This window comes from Citrobacter sp. Ct235, from assembly GCF_030332305.1.
Taxonomy (GTDB): domain Bacteria; phylum Pseudomonadota; class Gammaproteobacteria; order Enterobacterales; family Enterobacteriaceae; genus Citrobacter_A; species Citrobacter_A telavivensis.
This window is the reverse complement of the sequence record NZ_JAOWIC010000041.1, coordinates 420851-438301: the sequence shown is the minus strand read 5'-3', so window position 1 is coordinate 438301 and position 17451 is coordinate 420851. Positions and strand designations below refer to the sequence as shown.

The following is a 17451-nucleotide window of genomic DNA, read 5'->3' as shown; positions in this document are numbered from 1 at the left end:
AGGATGGAAGTGTGCACAGAAACAGCCATCAAGTGAAAGAAAATATCACTGATCCTATAATATTTTTTATACAAGCCATGTTACGTGTGAAAAATCCATGGCTGGAATAAAAATCACATCATGATTGGAAAGGATAATAGCTATATGTTCTCAATAAAAGTAGTTAACCAAACCTACTTGAATTCTGTGTAAGAGTATAGGGGTACTAGATATATACAAGATCTGCAAACAGAAAATGACGACTAAGTTTAATAATTAGTTGAGGCGATAAGATAGGGCTCTGGTTATTATCTGATGTACTGGTTTTGATTATTCAGTCGTAAATAAATAATTGCCGTCAATAAAATAGTGGTTCCATTGAAAATGGAAACGGCAAATAGATATATTAGTCAAGTCTTATAGTGATTTTTGATATGTAACCCCCAATAATCAAGTAATTCTATGCTGATATACGAACTGGGGTATTCAGAATCCTTTTCACCATAATAAGGTATGCATGGATATACCTCTGGAGCTGTTTCCTTAAAAAACTCATGGATGTCACTTTCTGAAAAGCAAGAAAAATCATATGTTTCCAGAAACCATTTTTTATAATCTAAAAAGGAGTACAAGATAATAAATTTTTTCACAATGACACCATCCAGATAATGTGGGTGAATGATTAAGGTATAATATATACTGATATGAAATTGAAAACACATTAAGTTTATCCATTTTTGGAACAAAAACAGGAGAGATTTACTTTTGCAGAGAGTAATGAGGCTTGTAATTAATTGAAGAAAAAGACATGCATGATATGTGATGACTCCTTAAATACATTATGCATCTGAAATTAATGTTTTTTTTCATTTGTACATATCCACTCATATGTTGCGGATTTTCTGTTCCAACTCTGGAGTTCCATTACTCCCCGTGTTTAACATTGCACTCTTGTAACAGAAGCTGCAGCCAAAGCATCAAATTTCGCCGCTTGCAAAGCCCATCACTTCACTTAACAACACAAAGGAAGTATTTCACCAGAGTGAGGATCACCGACATTCTGAGAGCCGTTACGGCCAGTCAGCTAAGGAAAAAGCGGTTTATTGAAGAACAGGCTTTGCCACCGAAAGCGCAGCATGAGCGGATGTGAACCGGTGTCAGAACCGGAACTGATATAGGTGATGCCGTTTAGCAATAACAGTACTTTTGCTTTCAGGCGATCGTTTGGCGTGGCGCTAAGGATACGGGGAGATACAGGAGAAGGCGAATTGCTGTTTGGACAACAGCAATTTCCTGAAAGGACATGCCGCCTTGAATGAGGCGGCATGTCAGCCTGGAGATACAGCGAGTTAACTGAATCGGGGTAAGAGGTGGAAAACGTTGCCAAACCAGCAAACAATGACTGCTACGCCGAACAGGATAACGATGGTTGGAATGATGAGGCCGCCCCAGACGGTAAACATTTTATTGGGAAATTTCTTGCGGGCTTTCAGAGCCAGTACCGCAGGGATGATCACCGCCCATATCGTTGCGCACAGCCCTGCGCCGCCGATGCCATAGATAAAACCGTTCGGGAAGATTAAGTATAAAAGCGCCGGGGGCAGGAAGGTTAACAAGACTGTTTTAAAACGACCTACCGATGAGTTATCGAATTTGAACAGATCCGCAAGATAGTCAAATAGCCCCAAAGTCACGCCAAAAAAGGAGCTGGCAACGGCCAGGTTTGAAAAAACCAGCAGACAAAATTCGATGATTCCGCTTTGTCTGGTACCGAGGAATGACTTCACTAATGAGTCAACATTACCGCCTGAGGCGATGATCTCACTGAAGCTTTCCCGTGAAATGTTACCCATGGTGCAATACAACCAGAACAGATAAATCACCAACGCCAGCAAAGAACCAAAGACAATGCTTTTTATTAATTTATCTTTTCTCTTGCCATAGCAGATGATCAGGCTGGGAATGTTTCCGTGAAAGCCAAATGATGCCAGACATACCGGTAGCGCCATAAAAATATAGGGGAAATAGGAGGCGTCGTTTTGGGCCTGGCCTGCCGTATCCCGCAATATAGAAAAATCGACCTGGAAGAAAAACGATCCAAAAACGATAATAAAAGAGATGATTTTAATTCCCAGGAACAGGGAGGTGATTCGGCTGGCTGCCAGTGAACTGATCCACAGCACGCTGGCGACAAAAATGGCGGTGCAGATCCCGACAATTCTGGGGTTAACGCGATATCCCATATTCATTGAGATCGTTTCACTAATAATGGCACCATTTGCAGATATATAGGCGTAAGTGAGAATATAGAGAACAAAGGCGACTGTAAATCCACTCACAATGTTCCATTTATTGCCAATAAGATCTTTAGTGATAGTATTAAAACTGGATCCAACGGGGTAATTTAAATTTGCCTCTAATAATAAGAGTCCAGAATGCAACATTGAAAACCAGGCGATGATTAAGATAAACGCCCCCCAAAAAAACCATGCACCTGACAAATCAACGGGGAGAGCAAACATCCCCCCGCCAATCACCGTGCCGGCTATAACCATAATTCCCCAAAAGGAGGAATGTTTAGCGTTCGAATTTTCTTCCATGATGCCTCATTAATTATAGTGAGCCTATAACATTTTAATTATACAACAATGTAAAGGAAGTGGATTTATCGCTGGGGTGGTTATTATCGTATAACCACCCATAATATTTATAATTAAACTTCTTTCAGTTTAGCGGTGAAGTGACGTAATACTTTAGGTTCATAAGTGAAGGTTAGCCCTTTAATGTTCACTGCATTTTCTTTGACATGCTCAAAGGCTTCGATAATGAAGTCCATATGAGACTGGGTATATGTTGCCCTGGGGATAGTTAAACGCAGGAGCTCAGCCGGACAAGGTAGCTGCTTACCGGTTTTAGGATCTCTGCCTAATAAGAATGACCCGATTTCAACGGCCCGAATACCGGCCACTCTATAAAGTTCGCAAGCGAGAGCCTGAGCCGGGAACTGTTCTGCCGGAATGTGCGGCAATAATTTACCCGCATCCACAAATGCCGCATGTCCGCCAGCCTGTTGGCAGGTGACACCAATCGCTTCGAGGCCATCGACCAAATATTGTACCTGTGCGATACGATAGGCCAGCCAGTCCTGATTCATGCCATCAACCAGGCCCACCGCAAGGCGCTCCATTGCCCCACCTTCCAGACCACCGTAAGTCGGGAAGCCTTCCTGTACGACGCACAGGGTTCTGCACTCGGTATAAACGTCAAAATAGGTGTCGTCTTTAATGCACAGTAAGCCGCCCATTGGCACCATTGCATCTTTTTTCGCGGACATTGCCAGCATATCGGCATATTTGTAGGTTTCGCGGGTAATTTCTTCGATGCTCCAGTCCCGGTATTCTGCTTCGCGTTTCTGGATAAAATACGCATTCTCGGCAAAACGTGCGGAGTCCATTACCACCGGAATATCATATTTTTTAGCGATATTATACATGGCTTTCAGGTTGGCTAATGAAACAGGTTGCCCACCCGCAGAGTTACTTGTGATAGTCGCCACAATATACGGTACGTTGTTTGCGCCAACTTCCTGAATGCCGCGCTCTAATCCATCGAGATCAAAATTTCCCTTAAAGTCGTAACGAACGCCGGTATCAAAAGCCTCTTTGATATACACGTTGCGTACGGTGCAGCCGTTGATTTGACTGTGTCCCTGGGTGGTGTCGAAGAAGTAGTTGGAGAATGCCACCATTTTACTTCTGTCTAACCCTTTTTCCTGCTCACGCTTTTTGATTAATACTGGAATATAAATTTGTTCTGCACCGCGCCCCTGGTGCGTTGGAATAGTATATTGATAACCGAAAATGTTTTTCACTGCTTCAGACAGCGCATAATAACTGCGACTGCCGCTGTAAGCTTCATCTCCACGCAACATTGCAGCTTGCATATTCTGTGTCACTGCGCCAGTACCACTATCGGTTAGCAGGTCAATAAAGACATCTTCACTATCCAACAGAAAAGGGTTCATCCCTGATTTAATAATTGCGTTATCCCGATGATCTCTGGTTGTACGTTTTACCGGTTCAATAACGCGAATGCGGAAGGGTTCTGGTAAATGTTTAAAGTTATCCATGACATAATCCTTTAATTTATTTGACGGTATTGAATCAATACGTCCACATACGGGCATATATATGCCCGGCACAATTCATTCCACATTTATTTCAGCCATGACTGTCTTTTCGTTTTAAAAAACGAACAGGCATACGTGGCGTTGCGATATGCAACCACAATGAGGAATTGAGCTATGTTTGAAATGTGCCAAATGAACAGACTACGAATAGCCTATGCTCTGGCAAAATAAAGGCAGGGAAACTTAAGGGTGGTGATTGACAATTTTATTGTCAACATTAAACCATTTTGAAATGATGTATGAACTTAAGATAATCATGATGAGTTATCCTCTTTAGACACAAGGCTACATTATGGGAATGAAAATATTTGTCTATGAGAGAATAATTTAACTGTGATAAAAATCACAGTTAAATTAAATTTGAATTAATTAAGGAGCATTCAATAAAATCCTAATTACAATATTACGTTAACGATTCACCGAACGCGCGATACGCGTATAGGTATGCCTGACGCCGCGAATCGCTACGCTATAGGCCAGGATATTTTCTGGTAATGCCATCCCCATATAGCCGGTATCGCCAATATGGTGGAGGTCCGCTCCTGCCATTTTACTCATCAGGGCTATCTGACGAATCGTACTGACGTCTGCGCCCTCCTGAGAGGTGCCGATTGCCGTCATTGCCAGCGCACCGTGCGCGTGCGCACACGCGATCAGCGACTCTACCTTTTGCTGGCTCATGCCGGGCACGGTTCCCGGAGCCGGTATGAGCACGATATCTGCACCCTGATCGGCAAATGCGGCGACGTCACTTTCGCTGATAATCGCGCTGCCGCTCTCACGCACGATGCCTGCACCGTGCATTTTACCGGTGATGATAATAGCCTTATCGCCAACGGCTTCACGGATCGTTTTCACGGCTTTTCCCAGAGAGTGATTGCTGACGCCGTTATTGGGATTTCCCGTCAGCACCAGAATCTTCGCCCCCATCTCGACCAGTTTGCGGGCATTCTCTGCGGTTGCGGCACGGCCTGGCTTCATCTTCCAGATGTCATCATGCGCAATGGCAAACTCAGGGTCGACGGCCTCCAGGTTGACGCCAATGATGCGACCGGTCAGGCGCTGCAGTTCATGCAACGTCTGATCCGGTGCAGTACCGGCAGGCATTCCCTGGATCAACGGTGCTTCGCTATCGAACATGTTAATCAGCAGAATGTCCGCCCCCTGCGACGCGGCAAGTTCGGCATTGGTGACGTTATTGAGCAGCGGTTGGGTAATGGCGATAGTTTCACTGACCAGAATACGCCCTTCACTGGCGCGGATTGCATACAGCAGCGCGGTTTTATCCATGCACGCGAAATCTGACGCCGTGCAGTCAAGTAAACGTTTATGTTCCATAAAAAGGGATCCTCTTATAAAACGATAACGCCCCGAATTAACCGTCGATTAATTCGGGGCTACGGGATTACTTACCGATGCAGAAGCTGGAGAAAATCCGTCCCAGCAGATCGTCGGAGGTAAACTCGCCGGTTATCTCACTTAAGCTTTGCTGTGCCAGACGTAGCTCTTCAGCCAGTAGTTCACCCGCCCACGCGCCTAACAGTTGAGCTTTGCCCTGCTGGAGATGCTCAGCGGCTTCTGCCAGCGCCTGCAGGTGACGACGACGGGCCAGGAAACCGCCTTCCATATTAGTATCGAAACCCATGCTCTGCTTGAGATGGTTACGCAGCACGTCCACGCCTTCACCGGTACGTGCCGAAAGGCGAACCAGTGAGTGACCATTCACCTCGCTGATACCCAGCGGCTCGCCGGTGATATCCGCTTTGTTACGCACCACGGTAATCGGCAGTTTTGACGGCAAACGGGCGATGAAGTCCGGCCAGATATCAGTCGGGTCAACGGCATCCGTGGTGGTACCATCCACCATGAACAGCACGCGATCCGCCTGCTCAATTTCCTGCCAGGCCCGCTCAATACCGATACGTTCGACTTCGTCGCTGGCCTCTCGCAGACCGGCGGTGTCGATAATGTGCAGTGGCATGCCGTCGATATGGATGTGTTCACGCAGCACGTCGCGCGTGGTACCGGCGATGTCGGTAACAATGGCGGCTTCACGGCCCGCCAGCGCGTTCAGAAGGCTCGATTTTCCGGCGTTAGGGCGTCCGGCAATAACCACCTTCATTCCTTCACGCAGTAGGCTCCCCTGACGCGCTTCAGCGCGGACGGCATCGAGGTCGGCAATCACGCCATTCAACTGCGCTTCGATTTTGCCATCGGACAGGAAGTCTATCTCTTCATCCGGAAAGTCGATGGCCGCTTCAACATAGATGCGCAGGTGAGTGAGTGTTTCCACCAGATGGTTAACGCGGGCGGAAAACGCCCCCTGTAACGAGTTCAACGCCGAGCGCGCGGCCTGCTCAGAGCTGGCGTCAATCAGGTCGGCAATTGCCTCCGCCTGGGCTAAGTCGAGCTTATCATTGAGAAACGCGCGTTCAGAGAACTCGCCGGGTCGGGCAATACGCAGACCCGGCAGCGTCAGAATACGTTTTAACAGCAGGTCGAGAATGACCGGCCCACCGTGTCCCTGCAACTCCAGTACGTCTTCGCCGGTAAACGAGTTAGGGCCGGGAAACCACAGGGCGATCCCCTGGTCCAGCGCGGTACCGTCGGCATCTTTAAACGGCAGATAGTCGGCGTAACGAGGTTTGGGCAGCTTGCCCAGAACGGCTTCGGCTACCTCACGCGCCTTCAGGCCGGAGATACGCAGAATACCAACACCACCGCGTCCCGGTGGGGTTGCCTGGGCGACGATAGTGTCGTTATGGCTCATGATAGTTCTCTTCGTAAATGTAAAAAAGGCGGTCTGATGACCGCCCTTTTTTTACTGTTCCTTCCGCCGGGTGGCGCTTCGCTTACCCGGCCTACAACCGAATCAGGATTTTTTCTTCTCGCGGCTATGCAGACCACGTTTTTCCAGACCACGGTAAATCAGCTGCTGCTGAATAATGGTCACCAGGTTGCTGACGATGTAGTACAGCACCAGACCTGACGGGAACCACAGGAAGAACACGGTGAAGATGACCGGCATAAAGGTCATGATCTTCTGCTGCATCGGGTCGGTCACGGTGGTCGGCGACATCTTCTGGATGAAGAACATCGTTACACCCATCAGGATCGGCAGGATGTAGTACGGGTCCTGTGCAGATAAGTCATGGATCCACAAGGCAAACGGCGCATGACGCAGTTCCACGGAGCCCATCAGCATGTAGTACAACGCCAGGAAGATAGGCATCTGGATGATCAGCGGGAAGCAGCCACCCAGTGGGTTAACCTTCTCAGCTTTGTACAGTGCCATCATCTCCTGACTCTGACGCTGTTTGTCATCGCCCAGACGCTCACGCATTGCCTGAATCTTCGGCTGCAGCATACGCATCTTCGCCATGGAGGTGTACTGCGCTTTGGTCAGCGGGTACATGATGCCACGAACGATAAAGGTGATGATGATAATGGAGAAGCCCCAGTTACCGACGAAGCTATGGATCCATTTCAGCAGTTTGAACAGCGGCTGAGAGATGAACCACAACCAACCGTAATCTACGGTCAGATCCAGGTGCGGTGCAACGGCCGCCATTTTATCCTGAATTTCCGGGCCAACCCACAGGGTGCTGGTCATCGCGCCAGACTGGCCTGGCTGAACCAGTACCGGCTGAGATTTATAGCCGATAGCGGCAATGCCGTTGCCCAGGTTCGCGGTGTAGAAGTTGTTGGTACCGTCGTTACGTGGCACCCATGCCGTTGCAAAATACTGTTGCAGCATCGCGACCCAACCGTCTTTCGCATTGACGTTCAGGTTTTCGTTATCCGCGATGGTGTCAAATTTGTATTTTTCATATTTCTCATCTGGCGTGGAGTACGCTGCGCCACGGAAAGTATGCAGTGCGAAGTTACTGCTTCCGGTGTCGCGATGAGACGGCAGATTGATGGATTGCTTCAACTGACCAAAGGTGGCGATCTCCAGCGGTTTCTCGCTGGCGTTCTGCACGCTGTAGTTTACGTTAACCGCATAGTCACCACGTTTGAGGACAAACGTTTTGGTAAAGGTATTACCCGCGGCATCCGTATAGGTCATCGGGATCTGCAGCTCGTTCTGACCATCAGCCAGTACAAAGGCGTCTTTTTCGACGTTGTACAGCGGACGTGGGCCGTTAGCCGGGTTATCCGGGCCGTCACGACCTGTCAGACCGCTCTGAGCCTGATAGATAAACTGCGGCGTAGTTTCCAGCAGTTGGAACGGTTCGCTGGAACCGAGTTCTTTCGGGTAAGCTGGCAGCAGGGCCTGTTCCACATCACCACCACGGGTGTTGATGGTCAGATCAAGCACGTCAGTCTTAACCGTAATCAGTTTCCCCTGGCCACTGGCCGGTACGCCCTGGTCGGCGGCGCTACCCGCTGCGGTGGTCGTTGTCTGCGTGGTCTGTTGGGTCTGAGGTTGAGGATTTTTATCCTGCTCCCAGGCTTGCCAGATCATGAAAGACACGAACAGCAAAGCGATGACTAAAAGATTGCGTTGCGAATCCATCGTTAGTGTTCTCTGGTATCAAATGGTCCGGGCGGGACGGGATCGTCACCACCAGGGTGTAAAGGGTGGCATTTTAATACGCGTTTCACCGTCAACCAACTGCCTTTTATCACTCCAAACCTGCGCAATGCCTCAATTCCGTAGCTTGAACACGTTGGAGTGAAACGGCAATGCGGCCCAAGCAGCGGACTGATCAGGCGTTGATAGACCCGGATTAGGGCTATCAGGACCCGCGAGCCAGGCGACAGTGGCGGCGCCATAATTTTTCCAACGCTTCCGAGAGAGCACGGTTATCGAGGTCAGCAACCCCTTTTTTCGCCACCACCACGAAGTCCATTGCTGGCAACTCGTGTTGACGCAGACGAAAGCTTTCACGCGTCAGACGTTTAATCCGATTGCGTTCATGAGCGCGTCGAACGTTTTTCTTGGCGACGGTAAGACCGATACGGGGATGCCCCAGCGAATTCAGGCGGCCGAGGATGGTGATTTGCGGCGTGCCAGCCCGTTGTGGCTGCTGGAAGACGAATGTGAAATGATTGGGAGTTAACAAACGTAACTCCCTGGGAAATGCGAGCTTAACCACTCAGGGGTTAGCTTTATTACTTGGAAACGGTCAGACGAGCGCGGCCTTTAGCACGACGACGTGCCAGAACCTGACGACCATTTTTAGTAGCCATACGAGCACGGAAGCCGTGAGAACGGTTGCGCTTCAGTACAGACGGTTGAAAAGTGCGTTTCATGGCGATTTCTACCTAAACTTGAATAAATTCATGACTTTTACGGATGCCCGAATGAGTTTCGAATGACGGACGCCGAAGTCGTGGGTGATTAAAGAGGCCGGATTGTAATAATTGTACACTCCGGAGTCAATTCTCTTTGCTTAAATCCCTGCCTTTTTCCGCACCTTTTCGCGTGAAAATCAGGCAGCGTTGACACCGTGTTACGGGCATCGCGCGACGGGGGAAAGATTATACGGCCTGATGAATAAAGCGCAAGGATCGCTCGGGATCTTTATGAGATCGTTTTAGCAGTATAGCGTCTTTACTCATTAATTTTTCCAATATGCGGGCGAAATCGTGCAGCACTTCTCCAGGATCGTTTACACTTATCCGGTCCTGTGAAGGCCTGTGGATAAATCAGGAAGAATCTGTGAGAAACAGAAGATCTCTTGCTCAGTTTACGCTATGATCCGCGGTCCCGATCGTTTCAAAGGATCCTGATCGGGTTAAAATTGCAGATAGCAATTCGCACGTCACCCTTTGCATAGGGTCTAGTCGACGTGCGTCAACAATCAATGAATGTTTCAGCCTTTGTCATTTATCGACTTTTGTTCGAGTGGAGTCCGCCGTGTCACTTTCGCTTTGGCAGCAGTGTCTTGCCCGATTGCAGGATGAGTTACCAGCCACAGAATTCAGTATGTGGATACGCCCTTTGCAGGCGGAACTGAGCGATAACACGCTGGCTTTGTATGCGCCAAACCGTTTTGTGCTCGATTGGGTAAGAGACAAGTACCTTAACAATATCAATGGGCTGCTGAATAACTTCTGCGGTGCAGATGCTCCGCAGCTGCGTTTTGAGGTCGGGACGAAACCCGTCAGTCAGACGCTGAGGACGCCCGTGCACAACAATGTTTCCGCACCGGCTCAGGTGACGCATCAGGTGCAGCCACAGCGCGCAGCGCCTGTTTCGACGCGTTCGGGCTGGGACAATGTGCCCGCGCCAGCAGAACCGACCTATCGCTCTAACGTCAACGTCAAACACACGTTTGATAATTTCGTTGAAGGTAAATCTAACCAGCTGGCACGCGCTGCGGCGCGTCAGGTGGCGGACAACCCAGGCGGCGCCTATAACCCGCTGTTCCTTTACGGCGGTACCGGTCTGGGTAAAACCCACCTGTTGCACGCGGTAGGGAACGGCATTATGGCGCGCAAGCCCAATGCCAAAGTGGTGTATATGCACTCCGAGCGCTTTGTACAGGACATGGTAAAAGCCCTGCAAAACAACGCGATCGAAGAGTTTAAACGCTATTACCGTTCCGTCGATGCCCTGCTTATCGATGACATCCAGTTCTTTGCCAATAAAGAACGATCCCAGGAAGAGTTTTTCCACACCTTTAACGCCCTTCTCGAAGGCAATCAGCAGATCATTTTGACCTCGGATCGCTATCCAAAAGAGATCAACGGTGTTGAGGATCGTCTGAAATCCCGCTTCGGCTGGGGGCTGACGGTAGCGATCGAACCGCCAGAACTGGAAACCCGTGTGGCGATCCTGATGAAAAAAGCCGACGAGAATGACATTCGTCTGCCGGGGGAAGTGGCTTTCTTTATTGCCAAGCGGCTACGCTCTAACGTGCGTGAGCTGGAAGGGGCGCTGAACCGAGTGATTGCCAACGCTAACTTTACCGGTCGGGCGATTACTATCGACTTCGTTCGCGAAGCGCTGCGCGATCTGCTGGCGTTGCAGGAAAAACTGGTCACTATCGACAATATTCAGAAGACGGTGGCGGAGTATTACAAAATCAAAATTGCGGATTTGCTGTCCAAGCGTCGTTCTCGCTCGGTAGCGCGTCCGCGTCAGATGGCCATGGCACTGGCGAAAGAACTCACTAACCACAGTCTGCCGGAAATTGGCGACGCGTTTGGTGGGCGCGACCACACTACGGTGCTTCATGCCTGCCGTAAGATTGAGCAGTTGCGTGAAGAAAGCCATGATATTAAAGAAGATTTCTCAAACTTAATCAGAACATTATCTTCGTGACGCTATGAAATTTACCGTTGAACGTGAACATTTATTAAAGCCGCTTCAGCAGGTCAGCGGCCCGCTGGGTGGTCGTCCTACACTGCCTATTCTCGGCAACCTGTTGCTGCAGGTAGCTGACGGTGCGCTTTCGCTGACGGGTACCGATCTTGAAATGGAAATGGTGGCCCGCGTTGCGTTGATTCAGCCGCATGAGCCTGGCGCAACCACTGTCCCGGCGCGGAAGTTCTTTGATATCTGCCGTGGCCTGCCGGAAGGCGCAGAAATTGCTGTCCAACTGGAAGGCGATCGCATGCTGGTGCGTTCAGGTCGCAGCCGTTTTTCGCTTTCCACGCTGCCTGCCGCCGACTTCCCGAATCTGGATGACTGGCAGAGTGAGGTAGAATTTACCCTGCCGCAGGCAACGATGAAGCGCCTGATTGAAGCAACCCAGTTCTCTATGGCGCATCAGGACGTGCGTTACTACTTAAATGGCATGCTGTTTGAGACCGAAGGCGAAGAGTTGCGTACCGTGGCGACCGATGGTCACCGCCTGGCGGTCTGCTCTATGCCTGTTGGCCAATCGCTGCCCAGCCATTCGGTGATCGTGCCGCGTAAAGGCGTGATTGAACTGATGCGTATGCTCGACGGCGGCGATAACCCGCTGCGCGTGCAGATTGGCAGCAACAATATCCGCGCGCACGTTGGCGACTTTATCTTTACGTCTAAGCTGGTGGACGGTCGCTTCCCGGATTACCGTCGCGTTCTGCCGAAAAATCCGGATAAACATCTGGAAGCCGGCTGCGATATCCTCAAGCAGGCTTTTGCCCGCGCGGCGATCCTCTCGAACGAGAAATTCCGCGGCGTGCGTCTGTATGTGAGCGAAAATCAGCTCAAAATCACCGCGAATAACCCGGAGCAGGAAGAAGCCGAAGAGATTCTGGACGTCACCTATCCGGGAACCGAAATGGAGATCGGCTTTAACGTCAGCTACGTGCTGGATGTTCTGAATGCGCTGAAGTGCGAAAACGTGCGCATCATGTTGACCGACTCTGTTTCCAGCGTACAGATTGAAGATGCGGCATCACAAAGCGCGGCTTATGTTGTTATGCCAATGCGCTTGTAGTATTTGAAAGGGGCTGGTTTACTTGCCATTTCATCTCCCGGCAGTGCTCAAAATGCTCACGTACTTCGCGTACGCTCCGCTTTTTGCGCACTGACGGCAGACGCGCCCCTTGAATGATGATGAGCTGATATGTCGCTATCCCGACTTCTAATCAAAGATTTCCGCAATATCGAAAATGCGGATCTCGCGTTATCCCCCGGCTTTAATTTCCTGGTTGGCGCTAACGGCAGCGGTAAAACCAGCGTTCTGGAAGCTATCTATACGCTCGGCCACGGTCGTGCGTTTCGCAGTTTGCAGATTGGTCGCGTCATTCGCCACGAGCAGGAGTCGTTCGTGCTTCACGGGCGGTTGCAGGGCGAAGAGCGGGAAACATCGATTGGGTTAACGAAAGATAAGCTGGGTGACAGCAAAGTGCGCATTGACGGTACCGATGGTCACAAGGTGGCGGAACTGGCGCTATTGATGCCGATGCAACTGATCACCCCCGAGGGGTTTACTTTACTCAACGGCGGCCCCAAATACAGAAGAGCATTCCTCGATTGGGGATGCTTTCACAATGAAGCCGGATTTTTCACCGCCTGGAGCAACCTTAAGCGCTTGCTCAGGCAGCGCAATGCGGCGCTGCGCCAGGTGAGTCGTTACGAGCAACTGCGTCCGTGGGATAAAGAACTGATCCCACTGGCGGAACAAATCAGCACCTGGCGCGCGGAGTACAGCGCCGGTATCGCGCAGGATATGGCGGATACCTGCCAGCAGTTTCTTCCTGAATTTTCTCTCTCCTTCTCTTTCCAGCGCGGCTGGGAGAAAGAGACGGATTATGCCGAGGTGCTGGAACGCGGTTTTGAACGCGACCGCATGTTGACCTACACCGCGCATGGCCCGCATAAAGCGGATTTCCGCATACGCGCCGACGGTGCGCCGGTGGAAGATACCTTATCGCGTGGGCAGTTAAAGCTGCTAATGTGCGCTTTACGTCTGGCGCAAGGGGAGTTCCTCACCCGTGAGAGCGGGCGGCGGTGTCTCTACCTGATAGATGATTTTGCCTCTGAACTTGATGATGCGCGTCGTGGACTGCTGGCCAGTCGATTAAAAGCGACACAATCTCAGGTCTTTGTCAGCGCAATCAGCGCTGAACACGTTCTGGACATGTCGGACAAAAATTCGAAGATGTTCACCGTGGAAAAGGGTAAAATAACGGATTAACCCAAGTTTAAATGAGCGAGAAACGTTGATGTCGAATTCTTATGACTCCTCCAGTATCAAAGTCCTGAAAGGACTGGATGCGGTGCGTAAGCGCCCGGGTATGTATATCGGCGATACGGATGACGGCACCGGTTTGCACCACATGGTATTCGAGGTGGTAGATAACGCTATCGACGAAGCGCTCGCGGGTCACTGTAAAGATATTATTGTCACCATCCATGCCGACAACTCTGTCTCCGTACAGGATGATGGACGCGGTATCCCGACCGGTATTCACCCGGAAGAGGGCGTATCGGCGGCGGAAGTGATCATGACCGTTCTGCACGCAGGCGGTAAATTCGACGATAACTCCTATAAAGTGTCCGGCGGTCTGCACGGTGTGGGTGTCTCCGTAGTGAACGCCCTGTCGCAGAAACTGGAACTGGTTATCCAGCGCGATAACAAAATCCACCGTCAGATCTACGAGCACGGCGTCCCGCAGGCACCGCTGGCGGTGACCGGCGATACCGATAAAACCGGTACGATGGTGCGTTTCTGGCCGAGCTATGAAACCTTTACTAACGTCATTGAGTTCGAATACGAGATTCTGGCGAAGCGTCTGCGCGAGCTGTCGTTCCTGAACTCTGGCGTCTCCATTCGCCTGAAAGACAAGCGCGATGGTAAAGAAGACCATTTCCATTATGAAGGCGGCATCAAGGCGTTCGTTGAGTATCTGAACAAGAACAAAACGCCGATCCACCCGAATATCTTCTATTTCTCCACCGAAAAAGACGGTATCGGCGTGGAAGTCGCGCTGCAGTGGAACGACGGTTTCCAGGAAAACATCTACTGCTTTACCAACAACATTCCTCAGCGTGACGGCGGTACGCACCTTGCTGGCTTCCGTGCGGCGATGACCCGTACCCTGAACGCCTACATGGACAAAGAAGGCTACAGCAAAAAGGCGAAAGTTAGCGCCACCGGTGATGACGCCCGTGAAGGTCTGATTGCCGTGGTGTCTGTGAAGGTACCGGATCCGAAATTCTCCTCCCAGACCAAAGATAAGCTGGTCTCCTCTGAGGTGAAAACGGCGGTAGAACAGCAGATGAACGAACTGCTGAGCGAATACCTGCTGGAAAACCCTTCCGACGCCAAAATCGTGGTCGGCAAAATTATCGATGCGGCCCGTGCCCGTGAAGCGGCTCGTCGCGCGCGTGAAATGACGCGTCGTAAAGGGGCGCTGGATCTGGCGGGTCTGCCGGGCAAGCTGGCGGACTGTCAGGAACGCGACCCGGCGCTGTCTGAATTGTACCTTGTGGAAGGGGACTCCGCGGGCGGCTCTGCAAAACAGGGGCGTAACCGTAAGAACCAGGCGATTCTGCCGCTGAAGGGTAAAATCCTCAACGTAGAGAAAGCGCGCTTCGACAAGATGCTCTCTTCCCAGGAAGTGGCGACGCTTATCACCGCGCTCGGTTGTGGTATTGGTCGTGACGAGTACAACCCGGATAAATTGCGCTATCACAGCATCATCATCATGACCGATGCGGACGTCGATGGCTCGCACATCCGTACGCTGCTGTTGACATTCTTCTATCGTCAGATGCCGGAAATTGTGGAACGCGGCCACGTGTACATTGCCCAGCCACCGCTGTACAAGGTGAAAAAAGGCAAACAGGAACAGTACATTAAAGATGATGAAGCGATGGACCAGTACCAGATCTCCATCGCGCTGGATGGCGCAACGCTGCACATCAACGCCAGCGCACCGGCACTGTCTGGTGAAGCGTTAGAAAAACTGGTTTCTGAATACAACACTACGCAGAAAATGATTGGTCGTATGGAGCGTCGCTTCCCGAAAGCGCTGCTGAAAGAGCTGGTTTATCAGCCGACGCTGACCGAAGCCAACCTGGCTGACGAGCAGACAGTGACCCGTTGGGTGAACGCGCTGATTACTGAGCTGAACGAGAAAGAACAGCACGGTAGCCAGTGGAAGTTCGATATCCAGCACAATACGGAACAGAATCTGTTTGAACCGATCGTTCGCGTGCGTACCCATGGTGTGGACACCGATTACGCGCTGGATCATGAGTTTGTGACCGGTGCGGAATACCGTCGTATTTGCACACTCGGCGAGAAACTGCGTGGCCTGATCGAAGACGACGCGTTTATTGAACGTGGCGAACGTCGTCAACCGGTTACCAGCTTCGAGCAGGCGCTGGACTGGCTGGTGAAAGAGTCACGTCGCGGCCTCGCGATCCAGCGTTATAAAGGTCTGGGCGAGATGAACCCGGATCAGCTGTGGGAAACCACCATGGATCCGGAAAGCCGCCGTATGCTGCGCGTTACCGTGAAGGATGCGATTGCTGCCGACCAGCTGTTCACCACGTTGATGGGCGACGCCGTTGAACCGCGTCGTGCCTTCATCGAAGAGAACGCCCTGAAAGCGGCAAATATCGATATTTAATCCATGCCTGTAGGCCGGATAAGGCGGTTTTACGCCGCCATCCGGCAAGATTCTGCGTTATGCCTGATGGCGCGTTGCTTATCAGGCCGACAATCTATCGTCAAAAGGGGAATCCTGATTCCCCTTCCTATCCCCTTTATCCCCGACTCTTTTACTGTTTTTTGAGCGGAATCGCGTTAGCATGAGTCAGGACTCATTTAATGCGGGGAATTCATGGCTATCAAACTCATTGCTATCGATATGGATGGCACTCTTCTGCTGCCCGATCACACCATTTCACCCGCGGTTAAACGTGCGATTGCCGCCGCCCGTGAAAAAGGGGTCAACGTGGTGCTGACCACCGGTCGTCCGTATGCTGGCGTGCACAGCTATCTGAAAGAACTGCATATGGAGCAGCCCGGCGATTACTGTATCACCTACAACGGTGCGCTGGTGCAGAAGGCTGGTGATGGCAGTACCGTTGCGCAAACTGCGCTGAGCTATGACGACTACCGCTACCTGGAAAAACTCTCCCGCGAGGTGGGTTCGCACTTTCACGCGCTGGATCGTACCACGCTGTATACTGCGAACCGCGATATCAGCTACTACACCGTGCATGAATCCTATGTCGCGACCATTCCTCTGGTGTTCTGTGAAGCGGAGAAGATGGATCCGCAAACGCAGTTCCTGAAAGTGATGATGATTGATGAACCCGCGATCCTCGATCGGGCCATCGCCCGTATTCCGGCGGAAGTGAAAGAGAAGTATACCGTGCTGAAAAGTGCGCCGTACTTCCTCGAAATCCTCGACAAACGCGTCAATAAAGGCACTGGTGTGAAATCGCTGGCGGATGCGCTGGGTATCAAACCGGAGGAGATTATGGCGATTGGCGATCAGGAAAACGACATTGCGATGATCGAGTACGCTGGTCTTGGTGTGGCTATGGATAATGCCATTCCCTCGGTGAAAGAGGTTGCTAACTTTGTCACTAAATCGAATCTGGAAGATGGCGTCGCGTATGCCATTGAGCTGCACGTCCTGAAGTAATTCCTCCCGGTTGATTTGCCATAACCCGCGTTGATCGCGGGTTTTTTTATCCCCGTCGTTTACTCCTCATAACATTTTTATTACCGATTGTCGTTTTTGTGATCTAAATTGTAGTACAACATATTTGTGTTGTACTACATTGTGCGCAAGGGAATGGCGAATGACATCACGTTAGTACTACAAAATTGAGGCGAATTTCAGCGATAACGGTAAAGTAGAGGGGACCTTCC

At 50.7% G+C, this 17451-nt stretch carries 15 protein-coding genes; 5 read left to right on the top strand and 10 right to left on the bottom strand.

All coding sequences use genetic code 11. The features are described 5' to 3' along the window. Positions 1–1328: 1328 nt before the first annotated feature. The 10 genes from tnaB to OGY35_RS24560 form a co-directional block, all read right to left on the bottom strand. A complete protein-coding gene (gene tnaB / locus OGY35_RS08810; protein ID WP_152400827.1) occupies positions 1329–2579 on the bottom strand; it encodes a low affinity tryptophan permease TnaB in 1251 nt (416 codons plus the stop codon). Between the two features lie 113 nt (positions 2580–2692). Beyond that, a complete protein-coding gene (gene tnaA / locus OGY35_RS08805; protein ID WP_178828369.1) occupies positions 2693–4108 on the bottom strand; it encodes a tryptophanase in 1416 nt (471 codons plus the stop codon). A 243-nt stretch (positions 4109–4351) separates the two neighbouring features. Next, a complete protein-coding gene (gene tnaC, locus OGY35_RS24440) occupies positions 4352–4426 on the bottom strand; it encodes a tryptophanase leader peptide (RefSeq protein ID WP_152406224.1) in 75 nt (24 codons plus the stop codon). A 150-nt stretch (positions 4427–4576) separates the two neighbouring features. After that, entirely contained in the window at positions 4577–5506 is a 930-nt protein-coding gene (locus OGY35_RS08800) for a DUF7916 family protein (RefSeq protein ID WP_286632039.1), read from the bottom strand. 67 nt (positions 5507–5573) lie between these two features. Then, positions 5574–6938, bottom strand: a complete 1365-nt coding sequence (gene mnmE, locus OGY35_RS08795) for a tRNA uridine-5-carboxymethylaminomethyl(34) synthesis GTPase MnmE (RefSeq protein ID WP_286632038.1) — start codon at positions 6936–6938, stop codon at positions 5574–5576. Between the two features lie 102 nt (positions 6939–7040). Then, positions 7041–8687: a membrane protein insertase YidC gene (gene yidC, locus OGY35_RS08790; protein ID WP_152400817.1), complete on the bottom strand. Its 1647-nt coding sequence runs from the start codon at positions 8685–8687 to the stop codon at positions 7041–7043. Between the two features lie 2 nt (positions 8688–8689). Further along, positions 8690–8947, bottom strand: coding sequence for a membrane protein insertion efficiency factor YidD (gene yidD / locus OGY35_RS08785; protein WP_001307474.1), 258 nt, complete (start codon positions 8945–8947; stop codon positions 8690–8692). Then, positions 8911–9270: a ribonuclease P protein component gene (gene rnpA / locus OGY35_RS08780; RefSeq protein ID WP_042287256.1), complete on the bottom strand. Its 360-nt coding sequence runs from the start codon at positions 9268–9270 to the stop codon at positions 8911–8913. Before rnpA ends, yidD begins: the two co-directional genes overlap by 37 nt. Before the next feature lie 16 nt (positions 9271–9286). Then, positions 9287–9427: a 50S ribosomal protein L34 gene (rpmH, locus tag OGY35_RS08775; RefSeq protein WP_000831330.1), complete on the bottom strand. Its 141-nt coding sequence runs from the start codon at positions 9425–9427 to the stop codon at positions 9287–9289. Positions 9428–9655: 228 nt separating this feature from the next. Then, the gene (locus OGY35_RS24560; protein WP_418656719.1) at positions 9656–9736 is read right to left on the bottom strand and encodes a hypothetical protein; all 81 of its coding nucleotides are present in this window, start codon (positions 9734–9736) and stop codon (positions 9656–9658) included. Positions 9737–10034: 298 nt separating this feature from the next. Between OGY35_RS24560 and dnaA the strand changes: the two genes are divergently transcribed. The 5 genes from dnaA (at position 10035) to yidA (ending at position 17221) form a co-directional block, all read left to right on the top strand. Next, positions 10035–11444 (top strand): chromosomal replication initiator protein DnaA, encoded by a 1410-nt coding sequence (gene dnaA / locus OGY35_RS08770; protein ID WP_152400815.1) that lies wholly within the window; start codon positions 10035–10037, stop codon positions 11442–11444. A gap of 4 nt (positions 11445–11448) precedes the next feature. Next, the gene (dnaN, locus tag OGY35_RS08765; protein WP_046492409.1) at positions 11449–12549 is read left to right on the top strand and encodes a DNA polymerase III subunit beta; all 1101 of its coding nucleotides are present in this window, start codon (positions 11449–11451) and stop codon (positions 12547–12549) included. Positions 12550–12678: 129 nt separating this feature from the next. Then, positions 12679–13752 carry a DNA replication/repair protein RecF gene (gene recF / locus OGY35_RS08760; RefSeq protein ID WP_152400811.1) on the top strand — a complete coding sequence of 358 codons (1074 nt, stop codon included), beginning with the start codon at positions 12679–12681 and terminating at the stop codon, positions 13750–13752. Between the two features lie 28 nt (positions 13753–13780). Then, a complete protein-coding gene (gyrB, locus tag OGY35_RS08755) occupies positions 13781–16195 on the top strand; it encodes a DNA topoisomerase (ATP-hydrolyzing) subunit B (RefSeq protein WP_178827883.1) in 2415 nt (804 codons plus the stop codon). A 213-nt stretch (positions 16196–16408) separates the two neighbouring features. Continuing rightward, positions 16409–17221 (top strand): sugar-phosphatase, encoded by an 813-nt coding sequence (yidA, locus tag OGY35_RS08750; protein ID WP_286632037.1) that lies wholly within the window; start codon positions 16409–16411, stop codon positions 17219–17221. Positions 17222–17451 lie beyond the last annotated feature (230 nt).

Coding starts and splice junctions, on each gene's coding strand:
- tnaB (WP_152400827.1), bottom strand. CDS start 2,579: ATGGAAGAAAATTCGAACGCTAAACATTCCTCCTTTTGGGGAATTATG.
- tnaA (WP_178828369.1), bottom strand. CDS start 4,108: ATGGATAACTTTAAACATTTACCAGAACCCTTCCGCATTCGCGTTATT.
- OGY35_RS08800 (WP_286632039.1), bottom strand. CDS start 5,506: ATGGAACATAAACGTTTACTTGACTGCACGGCGTCAGATTTCGCGTGC.
- mnmE (WP_286632038.1), bottom strand. CDS start 6,938: ATGAGCCATAACGACACTATCGTCGCCCAGGCAACCCCACCGGGACGC.
- yidC (WP_152400817.1), bottom strand. CDS start 8,687: ATGGATTCGCAACGCAATCTTTTAGTCATCGCTTTGCTGTTCGTGTCT.
- yidD (WP_001307474.1), bottom strand. CDS start 8,947: ATGGCGCCGCCACTGTCGCCTGGCTCGCGGGTCCTGATAGCCCTAATC.
- rpmH (WP_000831330.1), bottom strand. CDS start 9,427: ATGAAACGCACTTTTCAACCGTCTGTACTGAAGCGCAACCGTTCTCAC.
- OGY35_RS24560 (WP_418656719.1), bottom strand. CDS start 9,736: ATGAGTAAAGACGCTATACTGCTAAAACGATCTCATAAAGATCCCGAG.
- dnaN (WP_046492409.1), top strand. CDS start 11,449: ATGAAATTTACCGTTGAACGTGAACATTTATTAAAGCCGCTTCAGCAG.
- recF (WP_152400811.1), top strand. CDS start 12,679: ATGTCGCTATCCCGACTTCTAATCAAAGATTTCCGCAATATCGAAAAT.
- gyrB (WP_178827883.1), top strand. CDS start 13,781: ATGTCGAATTCTTATGACTCCTCCAGTATCAAAGTCCTGAAAGGACTG.
- yidA (WP_286632037.1), top strand. CDS start 16,409: ATGGCTATCAAACTCATTGCTATCGATATGGATGGCACTCTTCTGCTG.